The organism is Actinobaculum sp. 313 (assembly GCF_003073475.1).
In the GTDB taxonomy this organism is placed as follows: domain Bacteria; phylum Actinomycetota; class Actinomycetes; order Actinomycetales; family Actinomycetaceae; genus Asp313.
In genome coordinates this window covers 146,738-165,010 of record NZ_CP029033.1, presented here as the reverse complement: position 1 = coordinate 165,010, position 18,273 = coordinate 146,738, and the positions used below count along the sequence as shown (strand labels likewise).

General features: G+C 60.0%; 18 protein-coding genes. 6 read left to right on the top strand and 12 right to left on the bottom strand.

The window, feature by feature from the left end; translation table 11 throughout:
* Positions 1 to 83: 83 nt before the first annotated feature.
* Positions 84 to 971, bottom strand: a complete 888-nt coding sequence (gene dapA, locus DDD63_RS00645) for a 4-hydroxy-tetrahydrodipicolinate synthase (protein WP_108714754.1) — start codon at positions 969 to 971, stop codon at positions 84 to 86.
* A gap of 516 nt (positions 972 to 1,487) precedes the next feature.
* Here dapA and DDD63_RS00640 point away from each other — a divergent pair.
* Positions 1,488 to 2,258 carry an IclR family transcriptional regulator gene (locus DDD63_RS00640; protein WP_108714753.1) on the top strand — a complete coding sequence of 257 codons (771 nt, stop codon included), beginning with the start codon at positions 1,488 to 1,490 and terminating at the stop codon, positions 2,256 to 2,258.
* A 71-nt stretch (positions 2,259 to 2,329) separates the two neighbouring features.
* Positions 2,330 to 3,352: an ADP-ribosylglycohydrolase family protein gene (locus DDD63_RS00635; protein ID WP_108714752.1), complete on the top strand. Its 1,023-nt coding sequence runs from the start codon at positions 2,330 to 2,332 to the stop codon at positions 3,350 to 3,352.
* A gap of 228 nt (positions 3,353 to 3,580) precedes the next feature.
* Here DDD63_RS00635 and DDD63_RS00630 read toward each other — a convergent pair whose 3' ends face one another.
* Positions 3,581 to 4,411, bottom strand: a complete 831-nt coding sequence (locus tag DDD63_RS00630; protein WP_240611305.1) for a TRIC cation channel family protein — start codon at positions 4,409 to 4,411, stop codon at positions 3,581 to 3,583.
* A gap of 5 nt (positions 4,412 to 4,416) precedes the next feature.
* Positions 4,417 to 4,659 carry a hypothetical protein gene (locus DDD63_RS00625; RefSeq protein ID WP_108714751.1) on the bottom strand — a complete coding sequence of 81 codons (243 nt, stop codon included), beginning with the start codon at positions 4,657 to 4,659 and terminating at the stop codon, positions 4,417 to 4,419.
* Between the two features lie 274 nt (positions 4,660 to 4,933).
* Between DDD63_RS00625 and DDD63_RS00620 the strand changes: the two genes are divergently transcribed.
* Together DDD63_RS00620 and fucO are read left to right on the top strand one after the other, a co-directional pair.
* The gene (locus DDD63_RS00620; RefSeq protein WP_125482379.1) at positions 4,934 to 5,584 is read left to right on the top strand and encodes a hypothetical protein; all 651 of its coding nucleotides are present in this window, start codon (positions 4,934 to 4,936) and stop codon (positions 5,582 to 5,584) included.
* Positions 5,585 to 6,237: 653 nt separating this feature from the next.
* A complete protein-coding gene (gene fucO / locus DDD63_RS00615) occupies positions 6,238 to 7,389 on the top strand; it encodes a lactaldehyde reductase (protein WP_108714749.1) in 1,152 nt (383 codons plus the stop codon).
* Between the two features lie 240 nt (positions 7,390 to 7,629).
* Here the strand turns inward: fucO and DDD63_RS00610 are convergent, their stop codons facing one another.
* The 9 genes from DDD63_RS00610 to DDD63_RS00570 form a co-directional block, all read right to left on the bottom strand.
* Positions 7,630 to 8,313, bottom strand: coding sequence for a hypothetical protein (locus tag DDD63_RS00610; protein WP_126146434.1), 684 nt, complete (start codon positions 8,311 to 8,313; stop codon positions 7,630 to 7,632).
* Positions 8,314 to 8,381: 68 nt separating this feature from the next.
* On the bottom strand, positions 8,382 to 8,981 hold the full coding sequence (locus DDD63_RS00605; RefSeq protein ID WP_108714747.1) for a hypothetical protein: 600 nt from the start codon (positions 8,979 to 8,981) through the stop codon (positions 8,382 to 8,384).
* Positions 8,982 to 9,016: 35 nt separating this feature from the next.
* Positions 9,017 to 9,553, bottom strand: a complete 537-nt coding sequence (locus DDD63_RS00600) for a hypothetical protein (RefSeq protein ID WP_125482377.1) — start codon at positions 9,551 to 9,553, stop codon at positions 9,017 to 9,019.
* Between the two features lie 188 nt (positions 9,554 to 9,741).
* Complete coding sequence (locus DDD63_RS00595) at positions 9,742 to 10,362, bottom strand: hypothetical protein (protein ID WP_108714745.1); 621 nt, start codon at positions 10,360 to 10,362, stop codon at positions 9,742 to 9,744.
* On the bottom strand, positions 10,363 to 10,905 hold the full coding sequence (locus tag DDD63_RS00590; RefSeq protein WP_125482376.1) for a hypothetical protein: 543 nt from the start codon (positions 10,903 to 10,905) through the stop codon (positions 10,363 to 10,365).
* A gap of 65 nt (positions 10,906 to 10,970) precedes the next feature.
* Positions 10,971 to 12,008 (bottom strand): hypothetical protein, encoded by a 1,038-nt coding sequence (locus DDD63_RS00585; RefSeq protein WP_125482375.1) that lies wholly within the window; start codon positions 12,006 to 12,008, stop codon positions 10,971 to 10,973.
* Entirely contained in the window at positions 11,918 to 13,771 is a 1,854-nt protein-coding gene (locus tag DDD63_RS00580; RefSeq protein WP_108714742.1) for a hypothetical protein, read from the bottom strand. The genes DDD63_RS00585 and DDD63_RS00580 overlap by 91 nt, the downstream gene beginning before the upstream one ends.
* Positions 13,771 to 14,115 (bottom strand): hypothetical protein, encoded by a 345-nt coding sequence (locus DDD63_RS00575; protein ID WP_108714741.1) that lies wholly within the window; start codon positions 14,113 to 14,115, stop codon positions 13,771 to 13,773. The genes DDD63_RS00580 and DDD63_RS00575 overlap by 1 nt, the downstream gene beginning before the upstream one ends.
* A gap of 338 nt (positions 14,116 to 14,453) precedes the next feature.
* The gene (locus tag DDD63_RS00570; protein WP_108714740.1) at positions 14,454 to 16,100 is read right to left on the bottom strand and encodes a hypothetical protein; all 1,647 of its coding nucleotides are present in this window, start codon (positions 16,098 to 16,100) and stop codon (positions 14,454 to 14,456) included.
* 298 nt (positions 16,101 to 16,398) lie between these two features.
* Here DDD63_RS00570 and DDD63_RS00565 point away from each other — a divergent pair, with 298 nt between their 5' ends.
* Together DDD63_RS00565 and DDD63_RS00560 are read left to right on the top strand one after the other, a co-directional pair.
* Positions 16,399 to 17,265, top strand: coding sequence for a DUF4352 domain-containing protein (locus DDD63_RS00565; protein ID WP_108714739.1), 867 nt, complete (start codon positions 16,399 to 16,401; stop codon positions 17,263 to 17,265).
* Positions 17,266 to 17,349: 84 nt separating this feature from the next.
* The gene (locus tag DDD63_RS00560) at positions 17,350 to 18,066 is read left to right on the top strand and encodes a DUF4352 domain-containing protein (RefSeq protein WP_108714738.1); all 717 of its coding nucleotides are present in this window, start codon (positions 17,350 to 17,352) and stop codon (positions 18,064 to 18,066) included.
* The last annotated feature ends 207 nt before the right edge of the window (positions 18,067 to 18,273 follow it).

Here is an 18,273-nt window from a genome sequence, read left to right as displayed (position 1 = left end):
CCAGCGACTGCTGTGTGCGAGACTGCGTCAATGCACTCGACACTTGAGCCGCCGGACTGATGTGCGAATCGGGTCTACCCCGATCAGAAGTTGACTGCGTCGTCGACAGCCTTTTGCAGCAGCCCGCGGTATTCGGGCGCGAGCTCGCGTGCGGGTGCAAAACAGTAACCCGCCTCCACACCTGCGCAACGCAATCCTTCCTTGAGGACCACTGGGAAGGTGGCCTTGTCAACGAGGTTGCGCAGCGGGGAGAGTCGCTGTTGCAGTTCTAGGGCGCGGGCGTCATCGCCGGCAATGTATGCGTTGTACAGCGCCGAGAGCAGGCGCGGCGCAATATTCGCCGTCGAGGCAATGGCGCCGACGGCGCCCATACGCAGCGCCGGATAGATCAACGTATCGCGCCCCATGATCACCGCGAAGTCCTCCGGAACTTCGCGCAGATAGTCGGCAGTCAACGTCATATTTCCTGCCGAGTCCTTCACACCAACAATATTCGGGACCTGAGCAAGTTCGAGCACCGTGTTCAAGGCGAGCGGAACCTGGGTGCGGCCGGGGTTTGAATAGAGCAGAATTGGCAGATCGGTTTCTGCGGCGATGGCCTTGTAGTGGTCGATCAACTCGGACTGGGTTGGTGTCATGAAGTAGGGTGTTAGAACGGACAATGCCGAAACGCCCCCGAGCTCCTCCGCCATATGAGCCGTCTTGATGCAATCGCGCGTGGTTATTTCCGAAGCGCCCGCGTAGATGGGCACTCGTCCGTTTACGTGTTCTACGGTTATCTCAACAACGCGGCGCTTCTGCGCATCGGACAACCCATATATCTCACCGGAAGAGCCAAGCACAAATACGCCATGGACGCCGTTGCTGATCGTGTAGTCGAGAACATCGCGTAGTCCCTGTTCAAGGAGTTCGCCATCCTTGTCCAGCGGCGTGACTAGCGCCGGGATGATGCCATGAGGTTTGAACGTCATTGTTATTCCTTGTTCTTCTGTCCGCCGTGCGGAAGTTCAAGAAGCGATCACTCCGACCGCTTTTCGTAGACTTTTGTCTACATATGAACTCATCTAGTATTAAATACTAAACAGATCGTCCGCGTATAGAGACTTTCGTCCTTGTTATAGTGTGTTTCATCACAAAGATGGATAGTTGAGAGAACCCTTTCCACCAATAGCCCTCGACAGCATCGGAACACCGAAGAGTCTCCGGACGGCTTGCATCCCCTTCCACCAATGCTGCCGCGACCACACCAAGCATCACCGAGGATGCGAGCGGTCAACGACTTCCCGTCACAACCACGCACACCACGCCGCCCCGCTTTCGCGTTCCTCTGCCATCTGTCTACATATATAGATAGACTGGTCTTCGCCGGAGTTTGCGCCCGCTGCGCCTGTTGCCCCAGGGTCCGAGTTTCACAAGTTTCGGCGCCAGCGTGCATTTGCATATGTCGAGTAGCGTCCCGCCACACTTCCGGGACGGCAAGGAGCATCATGAGCAAGACGACCTCCGTGGCGGAGACCGGCGTCCGCAGTGTTAAATCTGCCGGCCGAACGGTCGAGCTTCTTGAATTCCTTGCGTCCCGTCAGGCTCGGCCACCTCGGCTGAGCGAGATATGCCAGGCCTTGGACGCACCTCGCTCCTCCGTGTATGCACTTCTACGCACGCTTATTTCACTCGGCTGGGTACAAAACGATTCCAGCGACGGCTATTCCTTGGGAATACGCGTTCTGACCACCGGTACTGCATATATCGACTCAGACCCCTACGTGCGTGTGGTGCGGCCAATCCTGGCCGACCTCGCCGCCACACTGGGCGAGACTTTCCATCTGGGACGTATCGATAACTCGCAAGTCGTCTATCTGTTCACACAGGAATCTCACCGAGAGCAGCGCGCATACTCCCGAGTAGGCCGTCGTCTGCCGGCTTCAACGACCGCCCTGGGCAAGGCCCTCCTGGCCCACCGTAGCGAACTCATTCCCAATACCTTGCCGCGGCTCACCGAATACACAATTGCAGATCCCGACGAGCTCGCCGCTGACCTGGCACTCACCCTGGAGCGGGGATACGCGCGTGAAGCGCAGGAGAACACGCTTGGCCTACGCTGTGTGGCCTTCGCGCTGCCCTACACCAGCCCTGTGCGCGATGCCATCTCCTGCTCCATGCCGCTGGCGCGGTGGTCTGAAGAGCACGAGGCGAATATTGTTGAGACGATGCGCAGCGCGGTCATGCGCATTGTCGAGTCGGCACCGCTTGATCAATAACGTCAGACGCGGCTGGGTAGCTTTCCGGTAGAATGTTTGTGTACTGCATCGGCCGTCAACGAGGAGAAGCCATGTCGATTCCGCAGCCATCCGAACAACCGCGACAAGCTCTGCCCATCGCAGTCACCGATGAGATCATTGATCGCGCACGCGGGTGCCTTCTAGCTGCCGCCTGCGGCGATGCACTCGGCGTTCCCTATGAATTCGCGGCCGTCCCGGAGAATCCCGAGATGATAGGAGGAGGACTCGGCCCCTACGCCCCGGCCGAATGGTCGGATGATACGCAGATGTCAGTCTGTATTGCACAAGTGGCGGCCAGCGGTATCTCGCTTCTGACTCCGGCAGCCGAAGATCGCGTGGGTGAGAAATTCCTCGGCTGGCTGCAGGATGGCGCTACCGATGTCGGCACCCAGACCCGCGCAGTTCTCACTCGTGCCACCGAACTGGGGCGGCGTAACGACGTATCTGATCGTCTTCATCAAGCCGCACGCGAGTACTCCGAGGGCACAGAGCGCGCCGCCGGAAATGGAGCTCTTATGCGAACTGCTCCGGTTGGCATTGCTTACCTCGGATCACGGGAACTTACCGCGCAGGCAGCACAGGAGATCGCCAGACTCACGCATTGGGATCGACTGGTCGACGAGTCCTGCATTCTTTGGAGTGAGGCGATTCGCGTAGCGGTAACCACCGGCCAGATCGATATCCGTTCCGGGTTTGACTTGATGATTCCGGAGTCTCGCGACTACTGGGAGAAGGCCTTGGATGATGCCGAAAGCGGCAATATCATCCCGCATCGCAACGGTTTTACCGTAGTGGCGTTGCAGTGCGCCTGGTCTGCGGTATGGTCCGTCCGCGACCTGGCGGGCGAGGACGCCGTCCGGGAGGGCATCATCCAGGCTGTACGTCTCGGCAGCGATACCGACACTATTGCCACCGTTGCCGGAGCGCTGCTTGGCGCCGCGCATGGTGCAAGCGCAGTACCTGCCCAGTGGGCGAACGATGTCCATGGATGGCCCGGTTTGACCGGCGAGCAGTTGGCAGACTTGGCGGAACAGACGGTACGCGCGCAAGGCCGAACGCTCGTCGCGGAATAGTCTCGTCGCAAAGTAATGTCGCGCGGAGTAATAGGGCAGCGTAAGAGCGAAGTCCTCGCTGTTGCGAGGTCCTCGTCGAGCCATCGGGGCTCCATCCAATGATCGACGGCGCCCCGAAGAGTTCCGCATCCTCTTTGGTCGTCATTCCGACCGCATTGCCAGTGTGGTTTCTTCCGCTCGGCGGCATCCCTACCCGCCCGGTGCCGTCCTTACCCGCCCTGCAGTGTTCTAGCTCTGACGGCTCATCATTCGTAGGCTGTCAGCATTCTTGCGGCCCGTTGTCAGTAGCAGTTGCGTTCGTAGGCGACGCCGCACCCCTGCGCACACGCCGCTTCCCGCGCCTCCTGCGCCGTGAATGTGCGGCAGCACGTTCTCGTGCCCGCGCATAATCCGCCGCTGCTGCTTTAAGGCGTGCATATGACGTCGCAACGGAGTAATCGTTATTCTGCGGCAGCCGCCATTTGAACCAGCGCGCGGCGATACACAACACGCCGCCAAGAGCAGCTGCGGCAATCGTGGCCAACGACGGGTGCCCCGCCTTCCATAAAAGGATCGCGGGAACTGTAGCGACGAGCGCGCAGGTGGCGTAAAGAGTGTTCCCGCCGAATATAGCGGGGTACGACCAACGGCAATATCGCGGATCATACCCCCGCCAACTGCGGTTATCACGCCTAGCATCACTGCGGGAGCGATGCCCAGTCCTGCCTCCAGGGTTTTCACGGCACCGGTAGCCGACCAGGAACCCAGCACAAATGCGTCCGCCACAACAAGGAGGCGATTCCACCATTTACCCCGCAAGCGCAGAAGAAAGGCGATGGTGGCACCGGCAAGTGCGCCGCGTAGATAATGCGGATTAGTCAAGGCCACGGGTGGACCTTGTTGCAACAATACATCGCGGAGCATTCCGCCACCGAGAGCAGCCATGATGGCGAGGGCCATAAAACCCACCAGATCGAAATGCCGCTCGCGGGCGACCATTCCACCCAGTATTGCAGCTACCACCACCCCGCCGACGTCGAGAACCTCGAAAGCTACCGGCGAAAGGTCAGCGACGTGCACCCCGGTTAGAAGTCGACAGCTGGAACGTCGATCTCGTCGCTGCCTGCATCATCGTGCTTGACACGGCTTTTGACGGAATCGACGGCGGTAGTAGCTGCGTCCTGTGCCTTCGTTACACTGTTTCGCACCGGTTTGGAGTTCCACACGCCGGACGAGAATTTGACGATCTGTTCATAACGTTCACGCCCCGCCTTGGCCCCCAGTACATAGCCCGCGATGCCGCCAAGAACGAATGATTTGACACTCATGTCAGCTCCTTCGGATCAACTTCTGATTCCTTGTTTCCATCGTAGGGCACACTCTTCGCCGTCGCGAGGCAGCTTGCTAAGCGCTGAATGCCGACAAGCACGCTAAGATTTCACTCGCTTGTCGAACCGGCCCCCTGTTTGTCCGTAATCCCGATCCTGGTTCTCCTCTTGCCCTGCCCTGTCGCTCCACGATCACGCCCCTGTTCGGCGGCTGTCCCGGACCTGTCACGATGCTCCAGAAAATCGCTACCAAAAACATCGTTCAGGCCGCACAATGAACATAGACCGAAAACTAGCACAGCTGCGGGAGGCCGACATGGCGAATGAACACCGTGTGGCACGAGGTAAGACCTCGGCGAAGGACTATCGGCACGTGGGCAAGCGCCACCTGGTGCGTAATTCCCAGCTGCGGCGCGCAACAGGGCGTAGCCGCCGCGAGTGGTTTGATGCTTTGGACGAAGCCGGCGCCTTCGACTGGGATCATAAGCGTATTGTGCGTTGGTTGGGTGGAAAAGAAGATGCCGACGCCTGGTGGGCGCAGTCTGTTGCCATTGACTACGAACACAAGCGGAAGGCGCCTGTATCGCCCACCGTTGCCGACCCCACCACCACGGCCGTCATTACCGCCACCGTCCACAGTGATGTCATTTCCCTCTGGCCATTGCTTGACGACGACGATCTTCGCCGGGCCTGGCTGGACTGCGAGTTTGAGGTGGGCGCACGTGAAGGACGCTTGGGTATAAACTTTCTTGCCGCAGACGGCTCACGTATCCGTATTTCGTTGAAGCCCCTGGCGGACATGGCTGACGGAACGCCGCGTAGCCGGGTCATCGTCCGGCACTCACACCTGCCGGAGAACGCTGTGGAGGAAACCCGCGCCTTCTGGAAAGCCATGCTCGGTGAACTCGTGCGCATGGTGGCGTGACGCGGTAACGATCTTGCACTGCCAGCGGCGTGCGTGATCAACGGGTACCTGGGCGGAATTCGTGGAGAGCAAAAACAGTACGAAGAGCGAGGGCACGCTAGCGGTTGCCTTGTGACGCTCGGAAGCCAGCGGGTCAGTATCGCACCATTATCAGGCCTGCTTGCCTTGCTCCGTTCGCAAGCCAGCGGTTCAGTATCGCGGCATCGTCAGGAACGGTCGCAGCGCGCACAGCCTCCCCTCCGGGGCTACAGCCTCCCCTCCGGGGCTACAGCATCCCGTCCGGGACCACAGCATCCCGTCCGGGACCACAGCATCCCGTCCGGGACCTTGGATCCTGGATCTTCCCAAGCGTGCGATGTAGTTTCAAAGAAAAGTGATGCCACAGCGCCGTCGTACATGCACGAGCAATTGAGGACGCAGTTGACGCGGTTCGTCGCGGGCTTACGTGGCTCGTTGCGGGCTTACGTGGCTCGTTGCTGCGGGCTGGCATGGTTCGTTGCGGCTGGCATGGGTGCCACGGCGGCCCGCACAGACCCTACTGCGGCTGACGCGGCCCTGCGGTGCGGCGTCGCAACCAGGCGACGCCGCTGCGCTCCGAGATCGTGGCAGCATGGAGTCAAGGCCGTGTGGCAGACGATGGCAAAGGAGTATCCATGTCCTACCGCATGATTTTCAATCAGACCGGTTACTTCGGTCGCGGCGCGATCTCAAATATCCCCGCCGAGATCGCCAGTCGGGGCCTGAACAAGGCCTTTATCGTCACAGATCCGGTACTGGCAGAAAACGGAACCGTCGCCCGAATTACCGATCTGCTCGACGCGGCTTCAATCGCGTGGGAGGTGTTCTCCGACGTCGTTCCCAACCCGCCCGTAGAAAAAGTACAGGCGGGTCTGGCTGCCTTCCGTTCCTCCGGGGCTGACATCCTCATCGGCCTGGGTGGCGGAAGTCCGCAAGACACGTGCAAGGCGATCTCGGTGATTGCCACCAACCCGGAATTCGAGGACGTGCTCTCACTGGAGGGGCTCTCGCCCACCAAGAACCCGGGCGTGCCGATTATCGGTGTGCCAACAACGGCCGGAACCGCCTCGGAAACGACAATCAACTATGTCATCACCGATACGACCAAGCAGCGCAAGTTCGTCTGCGTGGATCCGCACGACATCCCGGTGATCGCCGTCGTCGACCCAGACCTGATGGACGGTATGCCGCGCTCGTTGAAGGTGGCGACCGGCCTGGATGCCCTGACGCATGCGATCGAAGGGTATATCACGCCCGGGGCATGGGCACTCTCGGATGCGTTGTGCCTGCGGTCCATTCAAATGATTGCGAAGAATCTGCGAAAGGCAGCCGATGGGGATACCGACGCCGTCGAGCAGATGGGCCTCGCCGCATATATCAATGGCATGGCGTACTCCAACGTCGGCCTCGGCCTGGTACACGGAATGGCGCACCCGCTTGGCGGACGTTACAACGCGCCGCACGGTGTCGCCAACGGAATCCTGCTCGCCCCGGTGATGGCCTTCAACGCGGAATACACCGGCGAGAAGTATCGGGATATCGCAGAGGCCTTCGGCGTCGACGACGCGCAGACCATGCCGCTGGAGGATGCGCGCACGGCTGCGGTTAATGCGGTGGCACAGTTGACCCGCGATTTGGGTAATCCGACGACGATTAGCGAGATCGGTGTGGATGAGTCGGGAATCGCGGCGCTGTCCGACGACGCCTTCGCTGATGTGTGTACGCCCGGCAATCCCCGTCCAGCGACGCGCGAGGATATTGAGGCACTGTATCGTTCACTTCTTTAGGTGTGCGGGTAGGGAGCACTCGTGAGGGAGTTGTGAGGGGCGTCTGGTCGGCGTATTCGGCTGGGCCAGCGCCCCTCACGTAGACGAACTGAGGCGACGCGCGCTCAGGCGCACGAGGCAAATCGGCCGTCGTCTCCTGGCAGGGCAGACCAGCGACTCGCCCGCTCATGCACATAAAAGCAGAGCTTGGTTCATGCCGGTTCGGCAGGCTTGCCGCCGCATCACAAGGCGCTCGCGTGTTTATCCAGATGAGCTTGCGGATGCCGCCGGTGTGGTTGCCGGTATGGTCGCGGGCGTGGTCCAGGTGATCGAGTTGAGGAACTCGTCGGCGAGGCCCTCCGGTAGGCTGGTCTGCCCCGGAGCCGACGTCAACGTGATCCGCCACAACCCATCATGCCGCCCCACCAGCCACACCTCGTAATACATGTCAACGCCTTGTCGGGTGTGGATATACGAGAAGCCTCGGGCGGGACTGCCACCAATCATCCGTTCCTGAACCGGCGACGCCTCCCGATTCACACTACTTTGCCGAGTCGCCCGGTACCGCGTCCGAGCGGCAATCCTATCCAAGTCATAGACGTCCCGCTCACCAAGGACCACGTAATCAGCCGAATACAACACGTCCGCCGGAATACGCGTTGCCCTAATCGACGCCGCAGTAAACCCCCGGCTCCCATCCTCCGACGCCAAATAATCCATCCCCGGATCCGGATCCTGCGGAATCACCGCCCACCCCTGCGGCGCATCCGCATCCATCACATCGGCCACCTCGCTAGCCACCACGAAAGTCTCCGCCGTACTCACAACCGTCGGAGTCTGACCACCACCAGGCACACCCGGCGCACACCCAACCAGAGCCACCGCCAACCCACACACCGCCACAAGCACTGCCAGTACGCGACGCGAACACACACCAACCATCACAACCCCCACCCCTTCACACGCAACAACACCGCGCGCTCATGCTTCACTGACACACCCGACCACAGCATCTACGGCTCCCTCCACGTGATCGTGTCCAACACCCCATCTAACTCCGGTGGCAACTCCGTTTCCCCGGGTGCCGACTTCAGCGTGATCGACCACAATCCATCATGCCGACCAACCTCCCAATACTCGTACCGTACAGGCTCTCCTACCTCTACATCCGTCGCAATGTACCGATAGCCACGAGCCGGATTCCCATCAATAAAACGCGCAGGCAACACCTCAACATCGGTAACATCATGCTCCGCTATCCGACTCTGCAACGTATCAATGAGAAGACTCTCAAGACTATAAGACTCATTAGTCCCCACCCCAATAGCAGACGGCCCATATCGTGTCACGACAATCGCTGCCGACATCGAACCATGTAAACCGTCCGGCGACGCGAAATACTCCAACGGCGGATCAGGAGGAAACTCCACCCACCCCTCCGGCACATCCACCTCCATCACATCCGCCACCTCATCCGTCGCCACAAACGTCCCCGGCACAGACGGCGTCGTCGCAGTATCCTGCCCGCCCGGACCACACGCCGTCAGTGACACTGCAAGCATGCCCGCCGCTACCAGCACGACAAGCCGCCATCCTGTCTTGCCACTGGGCACACCAGGCTCATTCCCCACCACAGCACCCCTTCCCATCAACCAGACGCACTCGACGTAGCACCCGCCGGTGTAGTCCAGGTGATCGAGTCCAGGAACTCGTCGGCGAGGCCGTCCGGCATGCTGGTCTGCCCCGGAGCCGACGTCAACGTGATCCGCCACAACCCATCATGCCGCCCCACCAGCCACACCTCGTAATACATGTCACCATTCTTGCCAGCGGTCTCCACATACGAATACCCCCGAGCCTCACTCCCACCAATCACACGCCTCTGAACCTCGGAGACATCACGCCGATCGCCATGGTATTCGATCTGGCTCCGCCACGCCTTTGCAATCACATCCAAGCTGTATGTCCCTGGCTCATCGGCGAATTTGACAACTCCATACATCACGTCTCCGGGAACACGCGTTGCCCTGATCGACGCCGCCGTAAACCCTCGGCTCCCATCCTCCGACGCCAAATAATCCATCCCCGGATCCGGATCCTGCGGAATCACCGTCCACCCCCGCGGCGCATCCGCATCCATCACATCAGCGTCTCGCTCCGTCGGTGTAAACGTCGCAGTACTCACAACCGTCGGAGTCTGCCCGCCCCCGGGCACACTCGGCGCACACCCAACCAGTGACACGGCCAACCCACACACCGCCAAAAGTACCGCCGCCACGCGACGCGAACACACACCCCCCATCACGACTCCCATCCCTTCACCTGCTGCGGCGTCGCGCGCTCATGCTTCACTGACACACCCGGCCAGAGCATCTACGGCTCGCTCCACGTGACGGTATCCAAAACCCCATCTAACTCCGGCGGCAACTCCGTCTGACCAGGCTCCGAATACAAGGCAATCGACCACAACCCATCATGCCGACCAACAACCCAATACTCCCAACGCTGCGCCGACCCCGTCGCCTCATCCGTCTGAACGTAGGTGTAGCCGCGAGCCGGATTCCCATCAACAAACCGCGCGGGCAACAACGCTAAATCCGTATACTCATGATCCTTCATATCACCAAGAATCCTGGGGCGAAGGAACTCATCCAAATCAAACGTATCCTCAGCCACCGCATATTCTGGCCATATGACAGCTGGCAACCAAAGACGGATAGAAATCCCCTGATGCGCCCCGTCATACACCCCGTCAGGTGACACAAGAACGACCGGCAACCTCTCGTTTCCTTTACTACTATCCGCCGCCCATCCCTCCGGCACATCCATCTCCACAATATCCGCCACCTCTTCCTCCACCGCCACAAACGTCGACGGCACCGACGGCGTTACCTCCGCAACCTTCGGACGATACACCCCACACGCCACCAAGCACACCGCAAGCACGCAAACCACTGTCACCTCCAGAACACGGCATGGTCTCAGCCCGCTCATCTACGGCTCCCTCCACGTGATCGTGTCCAACACCCCATCCAACTCCGACGGCAATTCCGTCTGACCAGGCGCCGATCTCAACTTGATATTCCACAATCCATCATGCCGACCAACCATCCAACACTCCCACCGCTTTGGCCGCCCCGTCTCCATCCCCGTCTCAATGTACGTATAGCCCCATGCTGGATTCCCATCAATAAAGCGCGCAGGCAACACCTCAACATCCGTAGCATCATGCTCACCCACCAAAGACTGCAACACATCAATCAGACGACTCTCAAGACCAAAGGAACCGTCCCTACCACTCGCCCGAAGAGCTGCAGGCGCAAACCTTGTCACATGAATCGACGGCGCATCCAACCCATACGACCCATCAGACGACGCGAAATACTCCAACGGCGGATCAGGAGGAAACTCCACCCACCCATCCGGCACATCCGCCTCCATCACATCCGCCACCTCATCCGTCGCCACAAACGACGACGGCACAGACGACGTCGTCGCAGCGTCCTGACCACCCGAAACACACGCCGCCGATGACATAGCGAACACCGCCGCGCCCAGCACCGCGATCAACCTTATTGGAGTCGCATGGCATCTGCGGAACATCAACTGTCCCGCTCTTCCCCAGTTGTTGCATAGGCATTGTCATGGTGGGCGTCTGAGGTTGTCATCGATGAACGGATTGAATCTACCGCATCGTCATAGCCTCCCGACGTGTCCGACATTGCGGTTATATAGCCACGAAAAGTCTCCTGCTGAGTATCAGTCATCTCATTGAAAGGGATCACGACGCCGTCGGCGTCGACAAATATTTCTCTATCTTCACCTTTTTTGTCTTCGCTACCTTCACTTAGCCTTTCACAGTACTCTTCCGGCGACATAGCAGCACCATCAAACGAACCATACGTGGTCATGGATTGGTACAAGGTGTCCTGCATATACTGTTCCACCTTCACTTGCGCCCCCGTCTGATTGCCAACAACCTTACTGTCTTCCGGGAAAAAGGACTGTAAGAGTGGCGCGACACCGTTTTTACCTCCCTGCTCGATAAAATACTGGTTCCATTCTCCTTTGATAACGGGACCGTAGGGGAGAAGGTTGATCCCAGTCTCGATAAGCCCGCTCCAGCGCGCATTGACCCGGTTGAATGCTTCTTTCTGTTGATCTGTAGCATCCTCGGGAGCGGTGAATAGTGCTTCGAACATCGGCGTCCAGCGTTCAACAACGGTCGACGGTTCGTCATTCCCAGTACCGGCGAAGGCCTCGTTACTCTGCTCTTCAAACAGCGCCTGACTAGCTAAGATCAGATTGTCGATGGCCGGCGCACGGCCACCCTCCCAATAGTCATCAGTCAAATTGCCGGGGGTACCGTTATTGTTGCGCACAGGGGAATCAAAACCCAAGTCACGGATCATACCGTTGGCACCGAATATGCTGTCACGCATCTCGCTGTCAAGCGCAATGACATAGCCGTCCTCATAGGCCGAGATTCCCTCACTGCTGTATGCTCCAGCTCCATGGAATGACAGGGCAATTCCTTCAACATGAGGCGCTAGAATAAGACCCGACCACGATCGCAGCGCCGCATTGTTGTAACCGTACTTATTCTGACCATCAACATAATCACCCGCGTGAGCATCCAAGCCATCCTGGTATCCAAACATGAAATTCGCAGCGATCTCCGTGACATTCCTGTCCACAGTTCGCCACGCTTGCCATTCCTCCTCGCTGACCTGCCCCACTCCGGCGCTTCCTCCGGCATTGATGCCTGCCGAATAACCTGGCCGTACTGCTCCCCAGCATCTGGGAAGCCGCAGTAATCCCCGTACAGGCGATCACCGGTGCGATAGCGAGTCATATTCTTTGGCTCGTCCTCGGCATCCACTACTCCGTCATGGTTGACATCCATACCCTCAGGGGTGTCTGAGACAAGGAAACTCTGCACCGCGCGTAACCGCCCCTCCTCCAAGTCTGCGAGTACAGGAGTCGCACTATCGGCATCAAAAGTCTCCGGTCGGTCCATCAACGTATACAAGGCATGCATCGGGTCATACATGCCGGTGCTGGAATCAAACAGTTCCACTGGCTCGGGATAGGTAGAGAAACCGCCGTAGCCGGTGCCGTACGCATTTCTACCACCCATTCTGTCTTCGAGAGTCTCGGCGTCCCACGCCACAATATCGTCCGCGACAGATACGCCCCGACTGGTCTCCTGGAAGAAGGCGGAACCGAGGGCAAGGTCTGGGTTCCGGCGTCCCGCCTCACCCATCATCTGGGTTATCAGTGAATACCCATCAACCGGATCCCGTGATGTATTTGTCGGAGTGTAGCCGGGATCAAGACGACCGAGTGGTGTGTATTGTGTCCGCCCTGTTTTCTTCATCGCCTGCAAGAAAGCGTCATTCTGTTGGTCCAGCGTTTGGCCGGAGGAGTTCTTTAGCCCGGGCCGCACGGCCTCCAACCACGCCTGCCGCTCGGCATTGCTACCGTGCAGATTCATCCCGCCAGTACCCAACACCATCGCCCCACCAATGTTAGCCAGTGTGTCATCAACCAACTGTGAGTCAATCGGCACGGTCTGCGATAACCCTTCCACCTGCAGGGAATACTTCACCAGGTCCTCCGGGGTGACGTACTGCATCAACGCGTTGGCGACGAAGGGATCGGAGAGCTTATCGCCATACTTCTCGTTGAACTCGGCAACCTCCTCCGCCGTCACCTTCTCATCCAGGATGTACTTCGACATCCTATGCGCATCGGTTTGCGCAAGGTCCCAGGCCGCCTCACCCGAGACATAGGGCAGATCACCGAACACATTCAGCGCCACCTCATCACGCGAACCAGAAAGCCTTTTCGGATCCACAATCTTGTCCTGCGCCGCAGCCAACGCCGTCATCGCCGTAGACGCCGCCTCATCCAAAACCTCCAACACACCCCGATACCTATCCTGCAACCTCGACTGTTCCGCCTCCCACTCCGACTCACACCGCTCACGACGCGTATCCACATACGACTGGGTGTAACCCACATGCGGATTCGCAGCCAGATCGGCTTCTAACCCATCGACCACGTCCAACCCACGCTCATACGTCTCCTTTGCCGCGTCATAGTCACTCTGCACCCGGCCAACATCCGCAATCGCCTCCAACACCGCATCCCCATACGACCGCAACGCCGTCGCCGCATCAAGCAACACGTCATACAAGGTCATCGTCTTAGAATGCAATCCCTCAATCTGATCCATATACGCATCGGCAGCCTCACCGGCCCAGCCCGCAACACCAGACGACGACGCTGCTCCGACCTGCGTCGCATTAACCTCGTTACCAGCCCGCCCAAACCGATTCGCCGCAACATAGCACGCCCCTGACGTATCCTGCGGCACTTCAAAGGTAAACCCAGCCATCACTCGTTCTCCTCGCCACTCATACGCGCTTCAAGATCCAAATACGACTGCGACTCCGTAGACTCCGTCTCATCAAAATTCGCTACCGCACCATCCGTGCCCGACCCCAAAATCGCACACGCATCAGAAAACTCAGCCACCACATCACGCATCATCCGCTTAAACGCCACAACCTTGCCAGGCATCTGTTTCGTCTTCGGACCCACACCAGAAGGCGTGTCAGACACGCACTCATCAACATCCGTGGCCTCAATCAACGCAGAAATCGCACCAAACGTTTCCGCATCATGCCAGTTCTCGTTCGCAGCAACCCCCACCGCCTCACGATCAAACTCGATACTCATCGTTATGTCTCCCTCGCCAAAGTTATCTCGAGTATTTCGCCACTAATAGACATCGGACCAACCCGCCTAGGGGACTGGCCCAACAATCGACCCAGCACGCTCACGGCGGCGGCACACACCGTACTCGACGGCCCGAAGTACATCCCTGGACTTCCCGCACGTGGTCCGACCGCCACCTGCTTCCAGATCCCGGCGAACGCGCCACATGCCGCAGACCCACATAGACCCACATACTCATGGCGGCCGTCCCGGCACGGCCGGATCGACCAACAGCCTAACCGGGCCGACGGGCACACATGCCCGCGGGCACCGGGAGCCGTGACTACTACATGCCGGTGTCATTGTTGTTGTCCGTCTTCGCGGGGCGGCCGCCAGTACAGGAGGGGGCGGGAGAACATTTCACGACGGGTAGCCTCCTCAGCCTCACGCCGCTCACGCTCACGCACACTCTCCGCACCATGACGACTCAACCACACCGCATCCAACCGCTTCAGCGCCTCCTCCTTACGACGTTCCTCCTCCTGCGGATCCGGAACCTCCCGACCACGCAAAGCACACCACACCTCAGGACTCCACGTCCGCTCCCGCTCATCCCTCTTACGACCACGACCAGCACCACGCATGCCCGCACCACGGGCGCCAGCCTGCTGCACCTGGCCACCACGGACACCACCCGCGCCACGGCCAGTGGCCTGCTGATTCACACCACGAACACCAGACCCACGGGCACCGGTCCCACGACCGCCAGCCTGCTGCGCCTGACCGCCACGAACACCCGTCCCGGCGCCACGGTTGCCGGCAGCCCCACGACCACCAGCGGCCTGGCCGCCCCGTGCACTGGTGCCGCGGGCACCAGTTTGCTGTGCTTGACCACCACGAACGCCGGTTCCACGGGTTCCAGTGCCGGTTCCTTGTTGGGGTTGGCCGGAGAGGGGGATACGGGTGGGGCGCATACCCATCTGTTGGGCGTTACTCAACCGCACACCCGCTCCACGGGCCAGCCCAGCCGCACCAGCAGCCGCACCCGCCGCACCGGCAGCACCAGCAGCACTGCCTGTGGGGTTGTTGTTGTCCTGGAACGAGAGGCGTCCGGCTTCCCGGACCCGGTCCATCAGATTACCTTCACCCGGACCATACAGGTAGCGTGCCTCCGCCGAATCAGCCCGAATCATCCTGCCTTGTGGAGTACCCACCATGCCCTCGACACGCTCACCCGCATACCAGGAAAACATCCACGCCGCACTAGCCGGCACGCCCACACCAGCAGCAATCGCACCCACCGACGGAACAACAGACCCACCACCATCCGACACGTCTGGGTCCGTGTCGGTCGGGCGGCCCTCCGCCAACGCCGCCGCATACGACGCCCCACCATCGCTCGGCAGGCCCGTCACCGACACATCCACACCAGACGACGGCGGCGTGTAGGTCACATACGAGCGTGGAGCCGCCTTCTCACTCCTGGGGAGCATGCGAATCGCACGATCCACCTCCTCACCCACATAATCCACCATCCGCGCAGCCTTCTCCTCATACCCACTATCACGAGCCTCATACGCCTGATGGACATGCTCCAACTGCCCCGTCACATCCACACCCGGATTCACCGTCGCAACACCATTAAGCGCACCCGACTGCGCCACATACGCCGCATCCGACGACGTCGTATCCGCACTGATTTCTTCATGCGCCTGCCGAGCTACCTCCGTCACATCCGCAATCACCTCCGCCGACTTACTCATCGCCCGAATGTCGTCGGCATGCTGGCCCATCCGTTTCCGGATACCCTCCATTGAGCTGCGAAACGCTTCGCCCGCCGCGCCACGAATCCCTAAATCATCCGGATTCATCCGCCGAGCAATCGTGCCCCGCAACTGCTCAAAACCCTCACTCACCTTCCCGTAAATGTGCTGGAGGTGTCGGGCCTCGTTCGGGTCGAACGTGGCGATCTCCGCCAACGTGTCACGCTGCTCCCGACTCGCCATCTGCTGTCCCCTCTCCCCTCGTGTCCCAGTCGGAGCCAATACTCGGTGAGCCGCCCGCACCCGGACCACAATCATCTGTGACGCAACAGACTCTAACGGCTCATCGTTGTCTTGTCCAGCGGATACGGAAGCATATTTCTTGCCCTCAACATGCACACCACCATGTTTGTGCAGGTCACGGGCCCGTCACGCCGCTTTCACGACTCTCAAATCACTGTGGAGAATGCGGCCCACATCGTGATCTGACACAATCAAAGAAGCACAACAACCCACAGCACTCAAGCAGAGCGGAGACCTCATGACCACACCACCGACCGGACCACAACTCCCACACTCCACTAGTCAGGGTCGCCAGTCACACGCGACCAACACATCGGGTACGACGAATGACCTACCGAACACGGCGACTTCACACGCTGCCCGGCAGGGTCTGCCCGGCTGGGCCTGGACACTCCTCGGCACCCTCATCGTCATCGCCGTCGTGATCGCCGGTATCATGATCGCCGGACGCAACCACACCACACCAACAACGGCGACCAGTAGCGGCACGACTAGCCCCGCCCCCGCATCTACGCCGACCATGCCGGAACCGACGGCCTCGCCGACGTCCAGGGTGACGCAGATCGGGGACTGGAGCGTGGAAGTTGTAGAGTACAAGCCAGATGTCACCGAGTACTTGACCACCTACGACCCACCCGTCGAACTAACAGTCGAAGACAACCGGTTCCTCGGCATCAAACTCCGCGTCACCAACACCGGAGAACGAGCCAACGCCTACACTCAACTCGGGCAACGCCTCGATGGTTACACCGAGGGACGTAAAGTCGTCGAACCATACTACATTGACACCGTCGACTACAGGGGTGACGACTACCTTGCCGAAGTCCGCTACCTGGAACCGGGCGAGTCCGGAGAAGGCTGGCTGTTCTACCAAGTCCGCGGCGACTTCGAACTGACCACCATCGAAATGCAAGACAAACGCGACCGCGACAACCCCACCCCTGGACCGAAGTCCCCTACCCGCAACCCGCCAACGCCACACCCACACCAACCACCACCCCATAACCCCAACCCGACCCACCATGACCTCACTGCCACACCACGACCTGGCCTCACGGCGGCACCACGATCAGAAGTGCCCGCTACTAGTGAAGAGGAACGATAGCCTCCCGCACCCTGCAGGACCCAACCAGCCAGCCACAAACGAAGAACGATAACGACCGACAACACGGAGCAGAGCGGAGACCCCATGCCCACACCACCAGCCCTACACAGTAACGCGCCCGACCCCACCGGGGGCGCTACCGCTGCGACAACCACTCGGCGGGGTCTGGCAGGTTGGGCCTGGGCGCTCATTGGTGGCCTGATCGTCATCGCCGTCGTCATCGCCGGGATCATGATCGCCGGCAGGGACCACGCCGCACCCACACCGGCGATCAGTGACCACACGACAAGCCCAGTACCTACGCCAAGCACGGCCACGCCGGAACCGACGCCCTCGCCGACGTCTGGGGTGACCCAGATCGGGGACTGGAGCGTTGAAGTCCTCGAGTACAAGCCTGATGTCACCGAGTATTTGACCACTTACGACCCACCCGTAGAGATCACCGTCGCGGGTCAACGGTTCCTTGGGATCAAACTCCGCGTCACCAACACCGGAGACAAGGCCGACCCCTATATCGCCGTCGCCGTACGCCTGCGCGGCACCACCAACGGACACCCGCTCTACGAGCCCTACCAAGCAGACACCGCCGACTACAGGGGCGACGACTACCTCATCAAAGTCCCGCGACTAGAGACCGGCGAGTCCGGGGAAGGCTGGCTGTTCTACGAAGTCGCGGGCGACTTCAAACTCACCGGCATCGACATGCGCGACGAACGCGACTACGACAACCCCACACCCTGGACCGAAGTCCCCTACCCACAACCCACCAACACCACACCAACACCAACCGCCACCCCATAACCCCAACCCGACCCACCATGACCGCGCGGCAACAGCACGATCAGAAGTGCACGCTGTAGTGAAGAGGAACGATAGCTTTTCACACCCTCCGAAGCCAACCAGCCGCCAACAACCAACCAGCCACAAGCGAAGAACGACAACGACCGACAACACGGAGCAGAGCGGAGACTTCATTGACCACGTCACCATCACCGGCCGGGCAACACC